At 62.5% G+C, this 22,102-nt stretch carries 18 protein-coding genes; 8 read left to right on the forward strand and 10 right to left on the reverse strand.

The window, feature by feature from the left end; translation table 11 throughout:
- Positions 1 to 55: 55 nt before the first annotated feature.
- The 4 genes from C5750_RS17195 to C5750_RS17210 all read left to right on the forward strand — a co-directional run bounded on the left by C5750_RS17195 (position 56) and on the right by C5750_RS17210 (position 4,302).
- A complete protein-coding gene (locus tag C5750_RS17195; protein ID WP_105735154.1) occupies positions 56 to 910 on the forward strand; it encodes a ferredoxin--NADP reductase in 855 nt (284 codons plus the stop codon).
- 174 nt (positions 911 to 1,084) lie between these two features.
- Positions 1,085 to 1,549 (forward strand): MarR family winged helix-turn-helix transcriptional regulator, encoded by a 465-nt coding sequence (locus tag C5750_RS17200; RefSeq protein WP_105735155.1) that lies wholly within the window; start codon positions 1,085 to 1,087, stop codon positions 1,547 to 1,549.
- On the forward strand, positions 1,542 to 2,762 hold the full coding sequence (locus C5750_RS17205; protein ID WP_105735156.1) for an HlyD family secretion protein: 1,221 nt from the start codon (positions 1,542 to 1,544) through the stop codon (positions 2,760 to 2,762). The genes C5750_RS17200 and C5750_RS17205 overlap by 8 nt, the downstream gene beginning before the upstream one ends.
- Positions 2,755 to 4,302: a DHA2 family efflux MFS transporter permease subunit gene (locus C5750_RS17210; protein WP_105735157.1), complete on the forward strand. Its 1,548-nt coding sequence runs from the start codon at positions 2,755 to 2,757 to the stop codon at positions 4,300 to 4,302. The genes C5750_RS17205 and C5750_RS17210 overlap by 8 nt, the downstream gene beginning before the upstream one ends.
- Positions 4,303 to 4,357: 55 nt before the next feature.
- Here C5750_RS17210 and C5750_RS17215 read toward each other — a convergent pair whose 3' ends face one another.
- Together C5750_RS17215 and C5750_RS17220 are read right to left on the reverse strand one after the other, a co-directional pair.
- Positions 4,358 to 5,374, reverse strand: a complete 1,017-nt coding sequence (locus C5750_RS17215) for an amino acid ABC transporter substrate-binding protein (protein ID WP_105735158.1) — start codon at positions 5,372 to 5,374, stop codon at positions 4,358 to 4,360.
- A gap of 87 nt (positions 5,375 to 5,461) precedes the next feature.
- A complete protein-coding gene (locus C5750_RS17220) occupies positions 5,462 to 8,515 on the reverse strand; it encodes an aminotransferase class III-fold pyridoxal phosphate-dependent enzyme (RefSeq protein WP_105735159.1) in 3,054 nt (1,017 codons plus the stop codon).
- 122 nt (positions 8,516 to 8,637) lie between these two features.
- On the opposite strand from C5750_RS17220, the gene C5750_RS17225 reads away from it, so the two are divergent.
- Both C5750_RS17225 and C5750_RS17230 read left to right on the forward strand, forming a co-directional pair.
- The gene (locus C5750_RS17225) at positions 8,638 to 9,090 is read left to right on the forward strand and encodes an Lrp/AsnC family transcriptional regulator (RefSeq protein ID WP_105735160.1); all 453 of its coding nucleotides are present in this window, start codon (positions 8,638 to 8,640) and stop codon (positions 9,088 to 9,090) included.
- 131 nt (positions 9,091 to 9,221) lie between these two features.
- Complete coding sequence (locus C5750_RS17230; RefSeq protein ID WP_105735392.1) at positions 9,222 to 9,389, forward strand: DUF1127 domain-containing protein; 168 nt, start codon at positions 9,222 to 9,224, stop codon at positions 9,387 to 9,389.
- On the opposite strand, the gene C5750_RS17235 is transcribed toward C5750_RS17230, so the two are convergent.
- Genes C5750_RS17235 through gcl form a run of 4 tightly spaced genes read right to left on the reverse strand, consistent with a single transcriptional unit; the run spans position 9,371 to position 14,208 of the window.
- Positions 9,371 to 10,660: a glycerate kinase type-2 family protein gene (locus tag C5750_RS17235; protein ID WP_105735161.1), complete on the reverse strand. Its 1,290-nt coding sequence runs from the start codon at positions 10,658 to 10,660 to the stop codon at positions 9,371 to 9,373. The two genes, C5750_RS17230 and C5750_RS17235, sit on opposite strands and share 19 nt — an antisense overlap.
- Positions 10,661 to 10,693: 33 nt before the next feature.
- Positions 10,694 to 11,578, reverse strand: coding sequence for a 2-hydroxy-3-oxopropionate reductase (locus C5750_RS17240; protein WP_105735162.1), 885 nt, complete (start codon positions 11,576 to 11,578; stop codon positions 10,694 to 10,696).
- Positions 11,579 to 11,582: 4 nt separating this feature from the next.
- Positions 11,583 to 12,398: a hydroxypyruvate isomerase gene (hyi, locus tag C5750_RS17245; RefSeq protein WP_105735163.1), complete on the reverse strand. Its 816-nt coding sequence runs from the start codon at positions 12,396 to 12,398 to the stop codon at positions 11,583 to 11,585.
- 25 nt (positions 12,399 to 12,423) lie between these two features.
- Positions 12,424 to 14,208, reverse strand: a complete 1,785-nt coding sequence (gene gcl / locus C5750_RS17250) for a glyoxylate carboligase (RefSeq protein ID WP_105735394.1) — start codon at positions 14,206 to 14,208, stop codon at positions 12,424 to 12,426.
- Positions 14,209 to 14,374: 166 nt separating this feature from the next.
- Between gcl and C5750_RS17255 the strand changes: the two genes are divergently transcribed.
- A complete protein-coding gene (locus C5750_RS17255) occupies positions 14,375 to 15,205 on the forward strand; it encodes an IclR family transcriptional regulator (RefSeq protein ID WP_130502113.1) in 831 nt (276 codons plus the stop codon).
- A gap of 43 nt (positions 15,206 to 15,248) precedes the next feature.
- On the opposite strand, the gene guaD is transcribed toward C5750_RS17255, so the two are convergent.
- On the reverse strand, positions 15,249 to 16,604 hold the full coding sequence (gene guaD / locus C5750_RS17260) for a guanine deaminase (RefSeq protein ID WP_105735165.1): 1,356 nt from the start codon (positions 16,602 to 16,604) through the stop codon (positions 15,249 to 15,251).
- Positions 16,601 to 17,842, reverse strand: a complete 1,242-nt coding sequence (locus C5750_RS17265) for a urate hydroxylase PuuD (protein WP_105735166.1) — start codon at positions 17,840 to 17,842, stop codon at positions 16,601 to 16,603. The genes guaD and C5750_RS17265 overlap by 4 nt, the downstream gene beginning before the upstream one ends.
- 134 nt (positions 17,843 to 17,976) lie before the next feature.
- Between C5750_RS17265 and C5750_RS17270 the strand changes: the two genes are divergently transcribed.
- Positions 17,977 to 18,891 (forward strand): LysR family transcriptional regulator, encoded by a 915-nt coding sequence (locus tag C5750_RS17270; RefSeq protein WP_105735167.1) that lies wholly within the window; start codon positions 17,977 to 17,979, stop codon positions 18,889 to 18,891.
- A gap of 3 nt (positions 18,892 to 18,894) precedes the next feature.
- Here the strand turns inward: C5750_RS17270 and xdhC are convergent, their stop codons facing one another.
- Together xdhC and xdhB are read right to left on the reverse strand one after the other, a co-directional pair.
- A complete protein-coding gene (gene xdhC / locus C5750_RS17275) occupies positions 18,895 to 19,755 on the reverse strand; it encodes a xanthine dehydrogenase accessory protein XdhC (protein ID WP_105735168.1) in 861 nt (286 codons plus the stop codon).
- 7 nt (positions 19,756 to 19,762) lie between these two features.
- The gene (gene xdhB / locus C5750_RS17280) at positions 19,763 to 22,099 is read right to left on the reverse strand and encodes a xanthine dehydrogenase molybdopterin binding subunit (RefSeq protein WP_105735169.1); all 2,337 of its coding nucleotides are present in this window, start codon (positions 22,097 to 22,099) and stop codon (positions 19,763 to 19,765) included.
- Positions 22,100 to 22,102 lie beyond the last annotated feature (3 nt).

Raw genomic sequence — 22,102 nt, forward strand, 5'->3', positions numbered from 1 at the left:
AACGCCCGGCTCTCTTTCATGTGTTGACACGAAGTATTGAGCGAGAGACCCAGGGATGACTGCATCTTCGTCAGCGACCGTCACGGCGGCACCTATTCATGCAACGGATGACGTTTCGGCACCGGTTGCATTTGCTATCCCCGACAATGTGTTCGCGGAAACGGTCACCGAGGTGCGCCACTATACCGATCGCCTGTTCCGTTTCCGTATCACGCGACCCACAAGCTTCCGCTTCCGTTCCGGCGAATTCGTCATGATCGGCCTGCCCAATGCGGAAAAGCCTGTCTATCGCGCCTATTCCATCGCCAGCCCGTCCTGGGACGAGGAAATCGAATTCTTCTCGATCAAGGTCGAAAACGGCCCGCTGACCGAACATCTGCAGAAAATCAAGCGCGGCGATACGGTGCTCCTGCGCAAGAAGTCGACGGGAACGCTGGTTCTCGACGCGCTTCTCCCGGGCAAGCGGCTCTACATGCTGTCGACCGGAACCGGCGTTGCCCCCTTCGCCAGCCTGATCCGCGATCCGGAAACCTATGAAAAGTTCGAAGAGGTCATCCTGATCCAGACCTGCCGGGATATTGCCGAGCTGAAATACATCACCGAAATGGTCGAGGGCATCAAGGATGACCCGCTGATCGGCGAATTCGCTGCCGACAGCCTGCGGCTCTACACGACGACCACGCGCGAACCATTCACCCATATGGGCCGCATCACCGACCTGATGCAGAGCGGCAAGCTGTTCAGCGATCTCGGGCTGCCGCCGCTCGATCCTGAAACCGACCGCGGCATGATCTGCGGTTCGATGCACATGATCCACGACACCAAGGCCATTCTGGAATCCTTCGGCCTGGTCGAAGGCGCCAACAACAAACCGGCGACCTATGTGGTCGAGCGGGCTTTCGTCGGCTAAACCCTTCCACAGACTTTCTCTTTTCAAATTGCGTGCCCGGCCCCAACAGGCCGGGCATTTTGCCATGCGGATTTTCTCACTGACTTGTGACACCTTGCCTCTTCTAAAAGATGAGTCCACATGCTATATGTGTGAATGTTATAAGCACCCTTATGAGTTTCAAAACCCCACATCATGGACGACACACCCACTCTTGGCTTTCTGCTGCACGATGTTGCGCGGTTGCTGCGCAAGCGGTTTGAACAACGGGCCAAATGCCTCGGCCTGACCCGGTCGCAGTGGCAGACGCTGGCTTATCTGTCCAAGAATGAGGGGATTCATCAGGCCGGACTGGCCGAGATTCTCGAGATCGAGCCGATCACCCTGGTGCGCATCCTCGACAAGCTGCAGGAGCGCAACCTGATCGAGCGGCGCCGGCATCCGACCGACCGCCGCATCTGGCTGCTGTTCCTGCGCGATGAAGCGCGGCCGCATCTGGCGGATATGCGCGTCATCGGCGAAGTCACCCGGTCCGAAGCCCTCGAAAATGTACCGGCCGAAGACCGCGAACATCTCATCCGCACTCTAACTCTTATGAAGTCCAATTTGATCGATGCCTGTCAGACACCGGTCGATGACAGGAAGACACACCATGGCTGACGGATCTCCCAACTCCCGCATTCCCGCCAATACCGACGAACCGGCCGCACCGGGGCACGCCGTGCCTGTTCTGGAAAAGACCGGCGCACCCGGCGAAGCGCCTGTCGCCGCACGGGTCAACGAACCGGTGCCGCTGCCCGATATCACGCCGCCGAAAACCCGCCGCAACCGCCTGCGCCCCGTGCTCTTCGCCGCGCTGCCTCTTGCCCTCGTGGTGGGCGGCTATTTCTACGTCACCGGCGGGCAGGTCATGGCCACCGACAACGCCTATGTGCAGGCGGACATGGTTGGCGTTTCCACCGATATATCCGGGCTGGTCAGTGCCATCGATGTGCATGACAACGAGGTCGTCAAGCAGGGACAGGTTCTGTTCCGCGTCAACCCCGACGTCTACCGCATCGCCCTTGAGGGCGCGCAGGCCCAGCTCGGCACCGTTCGCAACCAGATTCTCAACCTGCAGGCGAGCTACAAGCAGACGCTGGCGGAAATCGCCCAGGCGGAATCCGACATTCCGTTCTACCAGAAGACCCTGCAGCGCCAGGCGGACCTGACCAATACCGCTGCCGTTTCCAAGGCCACCTATGATCAGGCCAAGCATGATCTGGATGCGGCGCAGCAGAAGGTCGATGTCGCCAGGGCGCAGGCCGCCACCACGCTCGCCCAATTGGGCAACAATGCCGACCAGCCGGTCGAGCAGAATCCGTCCTATCTCGCCGCAAAGGCAACCGTCGATAAGGCCCAGCACGATTTTGACGCGACCACCGTGCGCGCACCCTTTGACGGGATCGTGACCAATGTCAGTTCGCTGCAGGTCGGCGCCTATCTTCAGGCCTCGCAGGCCGGTTTCAGCCTGGTTTCGACAACCCATATGTGGGTCGCCGCCAGCCCCAAGGAAACCGAGCTGACCTATGTGAAGCCCGGCCAGCCGGTGACCGTCACCGTCGACACCTATCCGGGCGTCGAATGGAAGGGCACGGTTGCCAGCATCAGCCCGGCCTCCGGCTCGAGCTTCTCGCTGCTGCCCGCACAGAATACAACCGGTAATTGGGTTAAAGTTGTGCAGCGCATCCCCATGCTCGTCAGCATCGACGACATGGCGGGCAAGCCGCCCCTGCGCGTCGGCATGAGCGTGACGGCCGAAGTCGATACCGGCCATGCACGCGGCCTGCCGCATTTCGTGCAATCGCTCCTGGGCAGCAAGGATCATGTCTAGCACCGCCGCATTGCCGGGCACCGCGCCGGTTGCCAATCGCGGCGCGATCACGGCCTGTGTCATTCTCGCCGTGATCATGCAGGCGCTCGACACGACCATCGCCAATGTGGCGCTGCCCTATATCCAGGGCAGCGTTGCGGCGAGCGCCGACCAGATCAACTGGGTGCTGACCTCCTATATCGTCGCTGCCGCCATCATGACGCCGCCATCGGGCTTTCTGGCCGCCCGCTTCGGCCGCAAGCGCGTGCTGCTCACTGCCATCGCCGGTTTCGTCGTGGCGTCGGTGCTGTGCGGCATTGCCCAGTCGCTGCCGCAGATCGTGGCTTTCCGGCTGCTGCAGGGCCTGTTCGGCGCCTCGCTCGTTCCGCTGTCGCAAGGCATCCTTCTCGACATCTATTCCGTCGAGGAGCGCGGTTCGGCCATGGCGCTGTTCGGCGTTTCCGTCATGGTCGGTCCCGTGCTCGGCCCCGTCATCGGCGGCTGGCTGACCGACAATATCAGCTGGCGCTGGGTGTTCTACATCAACGTTCCCATCGGCCTTCTCGCCTTCGGCGGCATCGTTGCCTTCGTCACCGAAACCGGGCGGGAGCTGAAGGCCAAGCTGGACTGGTTCGGCTTCGGCACACTCAGCCTCGCCATCGCCGCCCTCCAGCTTTTTCTCGACCGCGGCGAACAGCTCGACTGGTTTTCGTCGGGCGAAATCCAGCTGGAAGCGCTGGTCTGCGCCGGCGCCTTCTACCTGTTCCTCAGCCATACCTTCACGGCCGAACGGTCCTTCGTCAATCCAAGGCTGTTCCTCGACCGGAACTTTGCCGTCAGCATGTTCTTCATCTTCATCGTCGGCGTGACCTATCTCGCCTCGCTTGCCCTGATGACGCCCTACCTGCAGACGCTCATGGGTTATCCCGTCACCACGGCGGGTATCGTCATGGGCCCGCGCGGCGTCGGCACGATGGTGTGCATGTTCATCGTCGGCCGCCTCATCGGCAAGGTCGATACGCGCTTCCTCCTGGTGCTCGGCCTCGGGCTGACCGCCTGGGCCATGTATGACATGACCGGCTGGACGCCTGACGTATCGCAGTGGACCATCGTTTCCGTCGGCTTCATCCAGGGTGCGGGCCTCGGCTTCCTGTTCGTGCCGCTGACGACGATTGCCTTTGCCACCCTGCCCGCCAGCATGCGCGGCGAAGGCACGGGCCTGTACAATCTGTCGCGCAACATCGGTTCCAGCGTCGGCATTTCCATCGTTACGGCGTTGATCACCGAGAATGTGCAGACCAACCACGCCTCGATCGCCGCCTATGTCACGCCGTTCAACCACGCCTTCAATGCACCTGCCGTGATGCAGCATCTCGACCCGCTGAAGGCGGCGGGCCGCGCTTCGCTTGACGGCATCATCACCCTGCAGGCCACGATCATCGCCTACATGGATGATTTCAAGCTGCTGATGCTGATGTCGCTGGCGGCTATCCCGCTGGTGTTCCTGCTGCGCAAGCCGGCACCGAGCGCCGCGCCGCCGGAACATGCGGTGATGGAATGAAACAAGGGCGGGCGGTCCATCGGCCACCCGCCCCTTTCATCACGGTAACCGCGTCTTACCGCGCTGGCAGCGCATACATCAGGCCGCCGGCATTCCACAGGGCGTTGATGCCCCGGTCGATCTTCAAGGGGCTGCCCTTGCCGAGATTGCGGTCGAACATTTCACCGTAATTGCCGGTTGTCGACACGATGTTGTAGATCCAGCGCTTGTCGAGGCCCAGCGGCGCGCCCGTATCCCCCTCGGCGCCCAGAAAGCGCTTGATCGACGGATTGCCGGAGTCCATCTGCTTGGCGATGCTGTCCCTGGTAATGCCCAGCTCTTCCGCCTCGACCAGCGAAAACAACGTCCAGCGGACGATGTTGAACCAGCGGTCATCGCCCTGGCGCACCGCCGGTCCCAGCGGTTCCTTGGAAATGATCTCGGGCAATACCATGAACCCCTCGGGGTCGGACAGGGTCAGCCTCTGCGCATAGAGTGCGGAGGCATCCGTCGTATAGACGTCGCAGCGGCCATTGTTCAGGGCGACAATGGTTTCATCCGGGCGTTCGAACGAGACGATCTCGTAGGTGATGTTGTTCGCCTTGAAATAATCGGCGACGTTGAGTTCGGTTGTCGTGCCGGTCTCGGTGCACAGCGAGGCGCCGGAGAGTTCCTTTGCGCTCTTCACGCCCAGCGACTTCTTCACCATGAAGCCCTGCCCGTCATAATAGGCGGTGCCAACGAATTTGAGCCCCATGGTGGTGTCGCGCGACAAGGTCCATGTGGTCTGGCGCGACAACAGATCGGCTTCGCCGGATTGCAGCGCGGTGAAACGGTCCTTGGTGGAAAGCGGAATGAAGTTGACCTTGTCCGGGTCGCCGAAAATCGCCGCTGACACCGCATGGCAGAAATCGACATCGAAGCCGGTCCATTTGCCCGTGCTGTCCGCATTGGAAAAGCCGAGAACGCCCTGGCTGACGCCGCAATTGACGCGGCCGCGTTCCTTGATCACCGACAGCGTGTCGGCTTTGGCCGGGGTGGCGGTAAAGGCTGCCGATGCCAGCAGCAGGGCCAGAAGTGCAGTCCGTTTCATGATGTTCTCCCTCATTGTGATTGAATAAATCTTTCCCGCCCGCCGGACACCTTGCCCGGCGGTTCGTCCTTTTCTTCGGTTTTTAGATCACTGCTTCGCCAGGACGGCCGTGAACGTGTCCTCCAACACGTCGATCAGATAATCCGCATTGGCCCGGCTGAAAATCATCGGCGGGCGCAGCTTCAGGATGTTGTCGTGCGGTCCCTCTGTTCCCATCAGGACACCGCGCTCTCTGGCGCCGTTGTTGATGGCGCGGGCAATCTGTGTGGCAGGCTCCTTGCTCTTGCGGTCCGTCACCAGCTCGATACCGAGAAACAGGCCCTGTCCGCGCACATCGCCAATGACGGCATGGCGGGCCTTCATCTCCTCGAAGCGCTGCAGCAGGTAATTGCCTGTCTCCAGCGCATTCTGCCGCAGATTGTCGCGTTCGATCACATCGAGCACCGCAAGGCCCACCGCACAGGAAACGGGATTGCCGCCGAACGTGTTGAAATATTCCATGCCATTGTTGAAGGAAGCCGCGATCTCGCGCGTCGTCACCACCGCCGCCATGGGATGGCCATTGCCGATGGGCTTGCCCATGGTGACGATGTCGGGCACGACGCCTTGCGTCTCGAACGCCCACCAATGGCTGCCGACGCGGCCGAAACCGACCTGCACTTCATCCGCCGCGCAGATGCCGCCGGCGGCGCGCACCATCGCGTAGACCTCTTTGAGGTAACCATCCGGCAGGAAAACCTGACCGGCAACGCTCGGAATGGACTCGGCAAGGAACAGGCCCGGCGCTTTTCCGGCCTTGCGCATCAACGCGATCTGTTCGGCAACGCTTTGCGCATAGCGGCTGGCAATCTCCGCCTGCGGCCAGTCGGACGGCGCGCGGTAAGGATCGGGAATGGCGGCCTCATAGACATGCGGCTTGCGGCCCTTGCCGCCCTTGCGCTTGTATTTGTAGGGGCTGAGATCGATCAGTTCCTGCGTCGTGCCATGATAGGCCCAATCGAGAACAATCGCCTCCTCGCGCCCGGTATGCGCCCGCATCATCCGCAGCATCAGGCTGTTGGCTTCGCTGCCCGAACAGGCGAAGGTCGCGACCGCGAGATCACCGGGCAGCGTCGCCGTCAGCCGCTCCGCATAGGTGACGATGTTGTCATGGAGATAGCGCGTATTGGTGTTGAGCAGGCCCGCCTGCCATGACAGAGCCCTCACCACATCCGGATGGGCATGGCCGAGATGGCAGACATTGTTGAAGCAGTCGAGATAGGCCCGGCCGCGATCGTCGATCAGCCAGACACCCTCGCCGCGCACGAACTTGATCGGCTCCGCATAGGAGATCGACAGATTGGGCAGGAGCGATGTGCGGCGCGCCGCGACGATAGCCTCCCTGCTGCGCCCCGTCTGCTGGAATGTTTCGCGTGGCAGGGCGATGAAATTGGCCGGGTCCGGGAACAGCTCGCCCCAGACCGGGAGATAGCACGCTTCGCCGACGCCGAGGATGGCGGTCGCCGACAGGGATGTATCGACCGAAAGCTGCAGATGCAGATGCGGCGCCCAGCCGCCATTTTCTGCAGGCGCGCCCATTTGGCCGACGAGATCGCCCGCTTGAAGCACATCGCCGGGACGCAGCCGCGTCATGGCCTCATGCGCAAGATGTCCCCACAGCGTTGCAAAGGGCGGGCAGCCATCCGGCGCGTGCTCAAGCTTGATCAGGCAGCCATAGCCGAGCGGATCGGGCTCGATGACGACTTCTGCGACAGTTGCCGCGATGGGGGTGAACAGCTTCGTGCCCGCAGCCATGAAGAGATCGAGACCGAGATGCCGGGTGCGCCGCTCGCCCGCAATGAAACGCGATTCGAACATCGGGCCGGTGTAGACGGAGCGCTCTTCGCCCCACGGCCCGATGCCGAGCGCAATGCCATTTTCCGCGCAATAGGCATCCCACCACGCGGTTGCCTTATCAGGCTGCTGCGCGGCGGACCAGACGGTCATGGCATTATCAGGATCGCCATAGGGAACCAGCGCCTTGGCCGCGGTGGCCGGATGCTGCGCGAGAACGGGAGCGAATGTCCGGTTGTTGCGCTTGATCCAGCCGGCAACCGCCTTGGCCCCCGCCGCTGCATCATATCCGCAGGCATGGCGGAAAATCGCCGTGGCAAAGCCCGGATTGATCGCATCGAGGCGCCGCAGCAAGGCCCAGGCGGGGGCCTCGCTGATGGCGAGATAGGGATTGTCATCCGTCTTGTCCTTGCGCTGCGCCGACAGTGTGACGCTGGTGACAAGCCGCATGGCGATCAGGTCGAACAGCAGGTCCAGCTCCTGTTCCTGCAAGGGATATTCCCCATGGAAACCTGCGGTGATGACGGCTGCCGCGCCGATGGGATCGTCGAGATCGAGAATGGAATAGGCGCAGGCCACCGCCACTTCCGCGATCAGCACGCTGTGCAGCGCGTCGCCGAAATCGATCAGGCCGGCAATTTTTCCCGGATTGTCCGGATCGACCAGCACATTCCAGTCATTGGCGTCATTGTGGATGACGGCGGCGCGTAAGCGAGGCAGGCGCGGCGCCACCCGCGCCTCGAACCGGTCGAGGAAGCGGCCGAGCAGCGCACGGTCGTCGGCATTGTCGATATATTTCAGGCGCTGGCGCGACAGGCCCGCCGCCCGCATGTCCCAGTCGAATGTCCGGAGTGCGCCGGGATGCATGAAGCCCTGCATGGCCCTGTCCAGCCGCCCAAGCATGCCGCCAAGGCTTTGCAGGACCGCCGGCGTGCGTTCGCGTTCGGCCAGGGGATCGCCGTCCTGCCAGGACACGACGCGGATGCAATGCCGCTCGCCCGATGGGGATTGAACCTGCACCAACACCTGTCCGTCCAGCGAGCGGCGCAAGCGCGGCACCGGCAGGTCGGAGGCATTGGCTTCCAGATGATGCAGCAGCGCCGTCTGGAAATCGCTCTGATCCTTCGGCTCACTGGAATTGACCGCCTTGAGTATCCAGATGGAGCCATCGGACGCATCGATCCGGAAATTCTGGTCGCGTTCGCTGGCGAGCGAACTGATCCGGCCCTCGATGCCGAAATGCTGCCGGGCAATGGCGAGGGCGTCCGCATTCGAAAATGCCGGTGCCGGATGGGACAGATTGATCATGCATCAGCTCCTTTTCACCAGAGCTTGGCACGGGCCTCAAAATGGGGCATCCGTTAATCCGCCGGTTTGACCGTCAGAAAGACGGCCAGAACCGGCATTTGGTCGGGGGGACGAAGAGGGCAATGAAGGAACTCGATGAAAAGGACCGGAACATCCTGAGTATCCTGTCGCGGGATGCCAAGATTCCGCTGAAGACGCTTGCCGGAAAGATCGGCCTGTCGCGCAGCGCAACCAGCGAGCGCATTCTCTTTCTCGAACGGTCGGGCGTCATCCGCGGCTACCGGGCCGATATCGGGCAGTTGAATGAGGGCGCGATCTGCGCCTTCCTGCTGATCAGCCTGGTGCGCACCCCGGCGCTTGGCGTGCTCGACCGGCTCGCCGCCCATCCGGAAGTCCGGCGCGTTTCCTCGGTCAGCGGCCAGCTTGACTTGATTGTCGAGGTCGAGGTGCCGACGATGAACCACCTCAACACCATCCGCGATACGGTGGCGCTACTGGAGGAAGTGGATGACGTCACCACATCCATCATCCTGCGCCGCGACATCGACCGGATGGGCAGCGACGCGGGCGCGTAACCGCTGCATCAGCCTCACTCTCGGAGGATCGGGCAATCTCTTCGGCCAAACGGGATACCGGGTTTTGACCGGACCGCGCATACTCCGCCTTGTCCGCAAGTCGATTTGACGAACAAAGACGAGGTATGAAAATGAACATTTACCGGAATTATATTGCCTGGCGCAATGCGCGCCGCACCATTGCCGAACTCAACAGCCTGCCGCTGGATCAATTGGCAGACCTCGGCATTGATCCGCTGATCCATGTGCTTGATATTCCCCTGCGCTCCTATTCGGGCAATCAGCGCGAAAGGAACTGATCCCCGCTGATATAGACAGCGCGGAAATCATTGACATTGGTGCCGGTCGGGCCCGGCACAAAGAGATCGCCGAGCGCATCGAAGGCCGACCACGCATCATTCAAATTCAACAGGCCGCGCGCGTCCCTCCCAAGACCCGCCAGCCGCGCGGCGGTGCTGCCATCGGCAAAGGCCCCGGCATTGTCCTCCGAACCATCGATGCCGTCCGTATCGGCGGCCAGCGCCGATATCCCCCCGGCTCCGGCAATGTCGAGCGCCAAGGACAGAAGAAATTCGGTGTTGCGCCCGCCCTTGCCGGACCCGCGCACGGTGACCGTGGTCTCTCCCCCGGACAGGAGAATCACCGGCGCCGTGAACGGCCGGTTTCTGGTCAAAACTTCGCGGGCAAGCGCGGCGTGCACATGCGCCACTTCCCGTGCCTCGCCCTCGATGGCATCCGACAGGATGACGGCGTCGACGCCCTGGCGCCGCGCTTCGGCCGCAGCCGCGTCGAGCGAGACCGCTGCGGAGGCGATGATGCGGACCGTGTTCCGGGCAAACCCGGCATCGCCAGGGCGGGGTGCGCGCGCCGCATCCAGCGACAGATGCCGCAAGGCCGCGGGCGGCAATGCAAGGTTGTACTGGCGCACGATCGCCAATGCATCGTCCAGCGATGCGTCATCCGGCACGGTCGGCCCCGACGCGACCAGCGCCGGATTGTCGCCGGGAATATCGGATATGACAAGCGTCACAACCCGCGCCGGAAAGGCGGCGGCGGCCAGCCGCCCGCCCTTGACGGTTGAAAGGTGCTTGCGCACGGTGTTCATCGCGGAAATCGGCGCCCCGGATGCCAGCAATGCCTTGTTAACAGCAATCTCGTCGTCGAGTGTCATGCCGTCCGGCGGTGCCGGCAACAGCGCCGAACCGCCGCCCGATATCAGCGCCACGACAAGATCGTCCTCGGTCAGACCGGCAACCGCCGCGAACAGTCGCGCCGTGGCCTTCAGTCCCGCCGCATCGGGCACCGGGTGCGCCGCCTCGATGATCTCGATTTGCTCGCACCCCACGCCGAAACCGTAACGGGTGACCACAACCCCTTGCAGCGGGCCATCCCAGGCCTTCTCAAAAGCCCGCGCCATCTGCGCCGAGCCCTTGCCCGCACCGATGACGATGGTCCGGCCCTTGGGCCTTTCCGGCAGGTTGGCGGCAACGGTGCGCTCGGCCTGCGCCGCCGCCACGGCGGCGTCAAACAGGGATTTCAGGAATGCCCTGGGGGCGGTTTTCAATGTCATTATTGTCCGTCCCCAGACCCTTGTCCGCCGGCCTCAGGCGACCGCGTGATTGGCGATGCGCTCCAGCGCCTTGACCAGTCCGGAGTGGTCGAGACCGCTGTCGCCGTTCGCCGCGCAGCTGTTGAACAATTCCTGCGTCGATGCCGTGTTGGGCAGCGAGACGCCGAGCGATTTGGCACTCTGCAAGGCCAGGTTGAGGTCCTTCTGGTGCAGCGAGATGCGGAAGCCCGGTTCGAATGTCCGCTTGATCATCCGCTCGCCATGCAGTTCGAGAATGCGCGAGGAGGCGAAGCCGCCCATCAGCGCCTCGCGCACCCGCGCCGGATCGGCACCCGCCTTCGACGCCAGCACCAGCGCTTCGGAAATGGCTTCGATGGTCAGGGCAACGATGATCTGGTTGGCAACCTTGGTCACCTGGCCGTCGCCGCAATCGCCGACAAGCGTGATGTTCTTGCCCATCAGCTTGAACAGCGGCAGGGCCCGGTCGAAGGCGCTTTGCTCGCCGCCCGCCATAATGCTGAGCGTGGCGTTCCTGGCGCCCACTTCGCCGCCGGACACCGGCGCATCGATATATTCGCTGCCCGTCTCGCGAACCCTTTTGGCAAACTCCTTCGTCTCGATCGGCGAGATCGAGCTCATGTCGATGACGAGCTTGCCCGGCTTCAAGCCGAAGACCACGCCGTTTTCGCCGAAGAGCACGTCCTTGACCTCCGGCGTGTCCGGCAGCATCAGGATGATGATATCCGTCTTTTCCGCCAGAGCTTTCGGGCTTTCAACGATCTTCAGGCCGTTCTCGACCAGTTCCGGGCGCGGCTCGATGAAGAATTTCGAGGTGTAGACGTCATGCCCCGCATCCTGCAGGTGACGTGCCATGGGCGTTCCCATGATGCCCAGTCCGATGAAACCTATGTCAGCCATGTCCTCAGCTCCTCATTCTCAAGATGTCGGCGGATTTCTGTGCGTCGGAAAAATCCTTCAGCCAGCCCAGCCCGCGTTGCGTTTCAGTCTTTGGTTTGTATTCGCAGCCGATCCAGCCGGTGTAACCGGCCTCGTCCAGTGCCTCGAACACGAAGGGATAATTGATCTCGCCCGTGCCCGGCTCGTTCCGGCCGGGATTGTCGGCCAGCTGGATATGGGCAATGCGGTCCTTGTGGCGCTGATAGGTCGCCACCAGTTCGCCGCGCGTGCGCTGCTGGTGATAGAGATCGTACTGGATGAAGAGATTGTCGCTGCCGACCTCGTCGATGATCGATGCGGCCTGTTCCACGGTATTCAGGTAGAAGCCGGGAATATCATAGGGGTTGATCGGCTCGATCAGCAGGCGGATCTGATGTCTGGCAAGCTCCTGCGCCGCCAGGCGCAGATTATGCACGAAGGTCGTGCGCAGCACGTCCTGCGCCAGCCCGACCGGCGCAATGCCGGCAAGGCAGTTGATCTGCCTGCACCCCAGCTCGGTGGCATAGTCGATGGCCGTAGCAACGCCGCGCCGGAATTCATCGATGCGGTCGGGCAGCACCGCAATGCCGCGCTCGCCGCCCGCCCAGTTGCCGGCCGGAAGATTGTGCAGCACCTGCACCAGCCGGTGTTCGCCAAGTTTCCGTTTGAGAACGGCGGCATCGAACTCATAGGGGAAGAGATATTCCACCGCATCGAAACCCGCCTGGCTGGCCAGTGCAAAGCGGTCGAGAAACGGAACCTCGTTGAAGAGCATGGTCAGATTGGCTGCAAATTTTGGCATGGGACCTCCGGAAAGTCAGTGAATGTCAGTCAAGGAATGCCGCGACGGCGGTCGGCGCATCCTGCTTCTGCTCGGCCAGCTCCTCGAACTCGACCACCGCATTGATGTCGGCGCCCATGGAGATATTGGTCACCCGCTCGAGGATGAACTCGATGACCACCGGCACCTGGTGCTCGTCCATCAGCGCCTGCGCCTGTGCAAACGCATCGGCAAACTGGTTGGGGCTGCGCACGCGGATGGCCTTGCAGCCGAGACCTTCGGCCACCGCCACGTGGTCGACGCCGTAGCCCTTCTCCGCATCATCAGACGCATTGATGTTGTCGAAAGCAAGCGACACTTCGAAATCCATGTTGAAGCCGCGCTGCGCCTGACGGATCAGCCCGAGATAGGAATTGTTCACGACCACGTGCAGATAGGGCAGCTTGTGCTGGGCGCCGACGGCCAGTTCCTCGATCATGAACTGGAAATCATAGTCGCCGGAGAGCGCCACGATCGGCCGGTGCGGATCGGCGGCACGCACGCCAAGGGCAGCGGGCAAGGTCCAGCCGAGGGGCCCGGCCTGGCCGCAATTGATCCAGTTGCGCGGGCGGTAGACATGCAGGAACTGCGCTCCGGCAATCTGGCTGAGGCCGATGGTCGTGACATAGCAGGTATCGCGGCCGAACGCCTTGTTCATCTCCTCGTAGACGCGCTGCGGCTTGAGCGGCGTCTGGTCGAAATGCGTCTTGCGCAGCAGGGTACGCTTGCGCTCCTGGCATTCCCGCGCCCATGCCGACCAGTCGCGCAACTTGCCCGCGGCCTTCCATTCGGTGGCCACGTCGAGGAACAGCTTCAGCGCCTTGCCCGCATCCGAGACAATGCCGAAATCCGGCGCGAAGACACGGCCGATCTGGGTCGGTTCGATGTCGACATGCACGAATGTGCGCCCTTCCGTATAGGTCGCGACATTGCCCGTGTGGCGGTTGGCCCAGCGGTTGCCGATGCCCAGCACGAAGTCCGATGCCAGCAGCGTGGCATTGCCGTAGCGGTGCGAGGTCTGCAGGCCGCACATGCCCGCCGTCAGCCGGTGATCGTCCGGGATCGTTCCCCAGCCCATCAATGTCGGGATGACGGGAACGCCGGTGATTTCGGCAAACTCCACCAGGAGATCGGAGGCATCCGCATTGATGATGCCGCCACCCGCCACGATCAGCGGCCGTTCCGCCGCATTGAGCATGGCAAGCGCCTTTTCCACCTGCGCCCGCGTTGCGGCGGGCTTGTACGGTTCGAGCGGTTCGTAGGTGTCGGCGTCGAACTCGATTTCCGCCAGCTGCACATCCAGCGGCAGGTCGATCAGCACCGGACCCGGACGGCCCGACCGCATGATGTGAAAGGCCTTCTGGAAGACGTAGGGCACCAAAGCGGGTTCCATCACGGTCACCGCCCATTTGGTCACCGGCTTGGCGATGGAGGCGATGTCGACGGCCTGAAAATCCTCCTTGTCGAGACGGGCGCGCGGCGCCTGCCCGGTAATGCACAAAATGGGAATGGAATCGGCCGAGGCCGAGTACAGACCGGTGATCATATCGGTACCGGCCGGGCCCGAGGTGCCGATGCACACGCCGATATTGCCGTGATTGGCGCGGGTATAGCCCTCGGCCATGTGCGAAGCGCCCTCGACGTGGCGCGCCAGGATATGGCGGACCGAACCGCGGGCGCGTAGCGCCGAATAGAACGGGTTGATGGCAGCGCCCGGCACACCGAAAGCGCAATCGATCCCCTCCTTTTCCAGGATGAGAACCGCAGCATCGACAGCACGCATTTTGGTCATGATCATTCCTCCGTATTTAGTGAGATCATAATCCGTTTCATGAATCACACAATGAATTTCTGGAAATCATTCTCATGATATGGAAATAAAGATTTTCAATAAAACTGGTAAAATCAACGGCGCCGGATTATGCCAATGCATCGTAATGCAAGGGGAAGATGCCAGCATGGCCTCACAGTCGACAGCAGCGAAAGGCAGGCGGGGACGCAAGGCGGGCGAGAATGCCGTGCCGTCCTCGGTTCAGGTGCTTGACCGCAGCCTCCATCTGCTCAGCATCGTCGCCGACAATGACGGATCGACGCTGACCGACCTTGCCGACCATACCGGAATGGCGCCATCGACCGTTCACCGGCTGCTGACATCGCTTGCCAATCACGGCATGCTCGCGCATGACCCGGAATCCGGCGAATGGACGGTCGGCGTGCGAGCTTTTGAAATCGGCAATGCCTTCCTGCGCTACCGCAAGCTTGGCAGCATCAGCCGGCCATTCCTGAAAAGGCTGATGGACGCGTGCGGGGAGACAGCCAATGTCGCCATCGAGGATGAAGGCGATGTGGTCTTCATTTCGCAGATCGAGAGCCATGCGCCGATGCGCGCCTTCTTCCGGCCGGGACGGCGCGGCCCCATCCATGCATCGGGCATCGGCAAGGCGATCCTGTCGACCTGGTCGGACACCGATATCGGCCAGATGCTCAGCGGCAAGACGCTGGCGCATTTCACCGCCCACACGCTCGATACGCTGCCCGCTCTCCTGAAGGACATCCAGCAGATCCGCGCACGCGGCTGGTCGATCGATGATGAGGAGCACACGCTCGGCATGCGCTGCATCGCAGCACCCGTCTTCAATGAACACGGGGAAGCCATTGCCGGGATTTCAATTTCAGGCCCGGCCGTGCGCCTGCCCAAGAACAAGCTGGATGTGTTTGGACCGGTCATCCACCGGACCGCCGATGAACTGACGCAGGCCATGGGCGGCCGCAAACCGCACGAACTCTAGCGGGGAAAGCAAAAGGGGGCCGCTGGCCCCCTTTTCGTCATCCTCAGGCGATCTGCAGATCGGCCGCTGACCGGGCGGGGCCCGCCGCCGGATGTTTGTCGAGCCTGCTCTTCATCGGCTTGCCCGCTACATAGACCTCGGCCACCGAACGGTCATCCCCCATGGTCTGCAGGATGAACAGCTCTTCGGCGAGCGTCGTTGCCGTGCGCATGCGCAATTCCATCGCCGGCTTGGCGCGGCTGTCGAGAACCGTGATATCCGCATCGGCACCCGCATGCAGCGATCCGATCCGGTCTTCAAGGCCGAGTGCCCGCGCATTGCCGAGCGTCATCATGTAATAGGACGCGAAGGGCGAGAGGCGCTGGCCCTGCACGTGCAGTACCTTGTAGGCTTCGGCCATTGTCTCCAGCATGGAGAAGCTGGTGCCGCCGCCGACATCCGTCGCCACGGAAAACCGCGCGCCCAGCGTCTGGAACCGGTCGCGGTCGAACAGGCCGCTGCCGAGGAACAGATTGGAGGTCGGGCAGAAGACCGCCACGGACCCGGTTTCGGCCAGCACCGCAATTTCCCGGTCGGACAGGTAGATGCAGTGCCCGAGCAGCATCTTTTTGCCCAGAAGATCATAGCCGGCATAGATGTCGGTATAATCCTTGGCGGCGGGGTAAAGCGAGGTTGCATAGGCAACCTCGTCGCGGTTTTCCGACAGGTGCGTCTGCACGTAGCATTCGGGATGTTCGCGCACGAGAACCCGGCTCATCTCCATCTGCTCGGGGGTCGAGGTGATGGCAAAGCGCGGGCTGATGGCATAGTGCGCCCGGCCCCGGCCGTGCCATTTCGCGATCAGCGCCTTGGTCTCGTCGTAACCGGTCTGCGCCGTGTCGCGCAGCCCTTCCGGCGCATTGCGGTCCATCATGACCTTGCCGCCGATCATCAGCATGTTGCGCTTTTCCGCTGCCGCAAAATAAGCATCGACGCTTTCCGGATGCACCGAGCAATAGGCAACCGCCGAGGTGGTGCCGTTGCGCAGGAGTTCGTCCATGAAGCGCCCGGCGATGAAATCGGCATGGGCTGAAGACGCGAACTTCTGCTCTTCAACGAAGATGTAGGTATTGAGCCATTCCAGCAGCTGCGCCCCGTAGGAGGCGATGGCCTGCGTCTGCGGGAAGTGCAGATGCGTGTCGATGAAACCGGGCAGGATCAGATGCGGGCGGTGATCGACGATCTCCGCCTGCGGCCCCGCCAGAGGCGCAAGCGCCGCATGGTCGCCGACGCGGACAACCCTGCCGTTTTCGATGAGAACGGCACCATCTTCAAAATAGGAATAGGACGCCGTGTCGTCGATGCTCTTCGGCGCATCGGTGAAGGTCAGCACCCGGCCGCGCAGCAGCAGTTGGCTCATTGGATTGTTCCTCCCTTGACTGTGTTCTCATACCATTTGGCCAGCAATTGCCGCTCCTCGCTGGAGATGGCGGTCACGTTGGCCGGCGGCATGGCGTGCGAGCGCCCCGCCTGGAGATAGATCTCGCGGGCATGCGCGGCGATCTGGCCATCGGTTTCCAGCATCACGCCCTTGGGCGGGGCGACAAGCCCTTCCCAGCCCGGCTCCTTGGCGTGGCACATGGAGCAGCGGCCGAGGACCGTATCGCGCACCTTGGGAAATTCCGCCGCGGCGATGAAGGGCTGCTGCACGGCCGATACCTTGTCGGCAGCCGGGCCTCCCGACAGGATCTTCGGCACCGTCGACAGCCACATGATGACGATGAACAGGATGGCGGTGACAAGCCACGTCCAGGTCGGGTCACCCTTGCGGGCGTGGCGCGTGTTGAACCAGTGGCGGATGGTGACGCCCATCAGGAACACCAGCGAGGCGATGATCCAGTTGTACTGGGTGCCGAATGCCAGCGGATAATGGTTCGACAGCATCAGGAACAGCACCGGCAGCGTCAGGTAATTGTTGTGGGTGGAGCGCTGCTTGGCCTGCTTGCCGAGCTTGGGGTCCGGCGTCTTGCCGGCAATGAGGTCCGCAACCACCTTCTTCTGGTTGGGAATGATGATCATGAACACGTTTGCCGACATGATCGTCGCCGTGAAGGCGCCCAGATGCAGAAAGGCGGCGCGGCCGGTGAACAGCTGCGTATAGCCCCAGGCCATGCCCACCAGAACGAAATAGAGCAGCACCATCAGCCGCGTATCGTTGCGGCCCAGCGGCGACTTGCAGATCGTGTCATAGACCACCCAGCCGCCGAAGATCGAGGCCAGCGAGATCGCGATGGCCACCGGGCGCGACACATCGAGCACATGCGGATCGATCAGGTAGAGGTCGGCGCCGGCATAATAGACGATGCACAGCATGGCGAAGCCGGACAGCCATGTCGCATAGGATTCCCATTTGAACCAGGTCAGATGTTCGGGCATCTGCGCCGGGGCGACCAGATATTTCTGGATGTGGTAGAAACCGCCGCCATGCACCTGCCATTCCTCGCCATGGGCACCGGCGGGAAGGTCCGGACGCTGCCGCAGGCCAAGGTCAAGCGCCACGAAATAGAATGACGAGCCGATCCACGCAATGCCGGTGATCACGTGCAACCAGCGGACGGCAAAATTCAGCCATTCCCAGGCTATGGCATATTCATACATGCGGCTCTCCCTTTTATGCGAAAGAGTATGTGCCAAAGCCTGAGCCGCAGGAAAACGCCATAAATCGCCCATCTCTTTCAAAAAAAACTATAAAATGCTACAGCATGGAACGGTGTAAGACAGGGGTGGGAACCATGTCATATTTCGATAATCTTCGTGTTTTCGTTCGCGTCGTCGAACTGGGAAACCTTTCTGCCGCCGGCCGGGACCAGCGGGCGTCCCCGGCTGTCGCCAGCAACCGCATCAAGGAACTGGAGCGCTATCTCGGCGTGCGCCTTTTCAACCGCACCACGCGCAAGCTGACGCCGACCGAGCATGGCCGCGTCTTCTATGAAGGGGCGGTCAAGATCATTGAGGCCATCAACGAGGCGGAAGCGGCGATTGCCGACCTGTCGCAAAAGCCGAAGGGTGCCATCCGCATCACCGCGCCGCTCGGCATCGGCCGCCGGCTGATTGCCTCCGGCGTGCCGGAATTCCACGACAAATATCCGGATATCGAGGTGCGGCTGCGATTGTCGGACCACAATATCGACATCATGAGCGAGGGCGTCGACGTCGCCTTCAAGCTCGGCATTCTCGAAGATTCCAATCTGCGCATGCGCGGCATCATGAATTGCGAGCGGGTGATCTGCGCCTCGCCGGACTACCTTGCCAAGCGCGGCATCCCGGCCAGCCCGGACGAACTCATAACCGGGCATCACGATTGCCTGCTTCTGCGCTATCCCGGCTCCAAGGAATATTACTGGACGCTGCAGACGCCGGAAGGCCCGCGCAAGCTGGAGGTCAGCGGCCCCTATGATTCCGACGACGGGGATGTTTTGACCCGCTGGGCGCTCGATGGCCGCGGCATCATCAACAAGCCGCTCTTCGAGGTCAAAAACCATATCAATGACGGGACATTGCAGCCGATCCTTGAGAATACGCCACCGGTCAGCATCCAGCTTGCGGCGATCTATCCGCACAAGCGGTTCCAGGACCCGAAGGTGCGGCTGATGATCGATTTCATGACCGAGCGCTGCCAGCGCCTGATCAGCGCCATGCTCGAATAGGCATCAGGCGTGCAGGCGCGCCTTCTGCTTCGGCAGGCGCTCCTCGCCGGTCCGGTGGTTGAGGGCCGAGGTCATGATCTCGGCCGCGGCCAGCGCCGCAATGACGGACGGGCGCTTGTCCTTGACCGCGGTTCCGCCCACCGGGCAGACAAGCCCGTCAAAAATGTCCGGGCGGCCGGCTTCCCGCTCCAGCCAGCTGCGGAACGTCGCCTTCTTGGTCTTCGAGCCGATCATGCCGACATAGGCGGCATCGCCCCGCGCCAGGGCTTCGGCGGTGATGAGAAAATCCAGCGCATGGTCATGGGTGAGGACGACGAAGGCGCTGCCCGCCGGTGCATCGCGCACCACCATTTCCGGCATTGCCGTCAGGCAGGTTTCGATGCCGGGGACCCGCGTGGCGGACAGTTCGATCTCGCGCGTGTCGACGAGGACGATGCGCAGCGGCACCAGCGACAGGGCCATGGCCAGCGCATCGCCGACATGCCCCGCCCCGAAGATGTAGACATGCGGGCGCTGGGCGATTTCCAGGTCGACCTTTTCCACCAGCGCCGAACGCAGGGGCCTGTCCACCCGCTTGAAGCCAAGGGCAACCCGCCCGCCGCAGCATTGTCCGATCTCCGGTCCGAGCGGAACGGAAATATCGTCCGCATCCGCCCCGCCTTCGCTCAGCAGCCGCCGCGCATGGTCGATGGCCATGAATTCAAGCTGGCCGCCGCCGATGGTCCCAAAAATGCAGTCGACCGCAACCAGCATCCAGGCGCCCGCTTCGCGCGGCGTCGAGCCGCTGGCGGACTTCACCTCGACCAGCACCACATGTTTGCGCCGGTTGAGAAAGTCCCTGATATCATCGCGGTTCGACGGCATGGGACGCTCACTTCCCGCTTCGCGCAGCGCGCAGCCGCTCGACCGCCATCAGCACGCGTTCCGGCGTCGCCGGGGCATCGAGGCGCGGCGCGATCCGGTAGCCGGCAACGCTGGCGACAGCCATGGAGATTGCCTCGAGCACGGAGATGGCCAGCATGAACGGCGGCTCGCCGACCGCCTTGGAGCGGCGGATCGTCTCCTCGCGGTTCACCGACCATGTGGCCAATTCCACGTTGAACTGACGCGGACGGTCCGAGGCGAGCGGGATCTTGTAGGTGGAGGGCGCATGGGTGCGCAGGCGTCCCTTGGCGTCCCACCAGAGTTCCTCGGTGGTCAGCCACCCCATGCCCTGGACGAAGGCGCCTTCGACCTGGCCGAGATCGAGCGCCGGATTGAGCGATTTTCCGACGTCATGCAGGATATCCGTCCGGTCCACCTGATACTCGCCGGTCAGCGTATCGATGCTGACTTCCGAAACCGAGGCGCCATAGGCGAAGTAATAGAACGGCCGGCCCCTGCCTTCGGCGCGGTTCCAGTGGATTTTCGGGGTCTTGTAGAAACCCGCCGCCGACAGCTGCACGCGGGCGCCATAGGCTGTCCGGATGAAGTCGGCAAACGGGATCAGGCGATTGCCCACCCGGACCGTGTTGGGTTCGAAGAAGACTTCGTTCCTTGCGACGGCATAATGTTCGGCGGCGAAATCCACCAGCCGCGCCTTGATCTGCTGTGCCGCATTGGCGGCGGCCATGCCGTTGAGATCGGACCCGGACGAGGCTGCCGTCGCCGATGTGTTGGGCACCTTCGCCGTGGTCGTCGCGGTCACCTTGACGCGGTCAAGATCGACCTGAAACTCATCGGCCACCACCTGCGCCACCTTGGTGTAGAGCCCCTGCCCCATTTCCGTGCCGCCATGGTTCAGATGGATCGAGCCGTCGCTGTAGACATGCACCAGCGCGCCCGCCTGGTTGTATTCGGTCTTGGTGAAGGAGATGCCGAACTTGACCGGCGTCAGCGCGATGCCGCACTTGATGATCCGGCTGCCGCGGTTGAAGGCAAGAACCGCTTCGCGCCGCGCCGCGTAGTCCGAGGATGCCTCCAGTTCGGCGACGATCTGCGGAATGATATTGTCTTCAACGGTCTGGTGGTAGGGCGTGACGTTCCTGCCGGTGCCGCCGTAGAAATTGGCCTTGCGGATTTCCAGCGGGTCCTTCCCCAGCGCATAGGCGATATCCTCGATCATCCGCTCGCCGCCGACCATGCCCTGCGGGCCGCCAAAACCGCGAAACGCCGTGTTGGACACCGTATTGGTCTTGAGCGGCCGCGAACGCAGGCGGACATTGGGATAGAAATAGCAATTGTCGGCGTGGAACAGCGCCCGGTCGGTGACCGGTCCTGAGAGATCAGCTGAGAAACCGCAGCGCGCCGAAAACGTTGCGTCCACCGCTGCGATGCGGCCGTCATCGTCAAAGCCGAGTTCATAGGCCACGTGGAAATCGTGGCGTTTGCCTGTGGCCACCATGTCGTCGTCGCGGTCCGGTCTGATCTTTACCGCCCGCTTGTATTTCTTTGCGGCAACCGCAGCGACGGCGGCGAAGAGGTTGGCCTGCGTTTCCTTGCCGCCGAAGCCGCCGCCCATGCGCCGCACATTGACCGTGACCGCATTGGCGGGTACGCCGAGAACATGGCCGACCATGTGCTGGGTCTCGCTCGGGTGCTGGGTCGAGGAATACACCGTCACCTCGTCATCCTCGCCGGGCATGGCAAAGGCGATGTGGCCCTCGAGATAGAAATGATCCTGCCCGCCGATGCGCATTTCACCGCTCAGCCGGTTCGTTGCCTTGGCAAGCCCCTCGGCGATATCTCCGCGCTCGAGCTTGAGCGGATCGATGACCAGCGGATAGCCGGCTTTTTCGGCGTCGAGCACGTCGATGGCGTGATCGAGATCGCGATATTCCACCTTGACCTTCGCGGCAGCGTTCCGGGCGATCTGCCGCGTCTCGGCAATGACGGCAAACATGGGCTGGCCATGGAATTCCACCTTACCCACCGCAAAGACCGGATCGTCATGCTTGCCCGCCGGGCTCACATCATTGTGGCCGGGGATATCATCCGCCGTCAGGACACCGATGACACCCGCACACGCCCTGACCGCTTCGAAATCGATCGACAGGATGTCCGCATGCGCACGCTGCGACAGGCCGAGATAGGCGTGCAGCGTGTCGGCCGGTTCCGGCATGTCATCGATATATTCGGCGGAACCGGAAACGTGCTTGTGGCCGGATTCATGCGGCTGTTGTTCGTGCACCCCGCCCTTGATGCGGGCCATCGGCTGGATCGAATTCATGCT

This window comes from Phyllobacterium myrsinacearum (assembly GCF_002980555.1).
In the GTDB taxonomy this organism is placed as follows: domain Bacteria; phylum Pseudomonadota; class Alphaproteobacteria; order Rhizobiales; family Rhizobiaceae; genus Phyllobacterium; species Phyllobacterium myrsinacearum.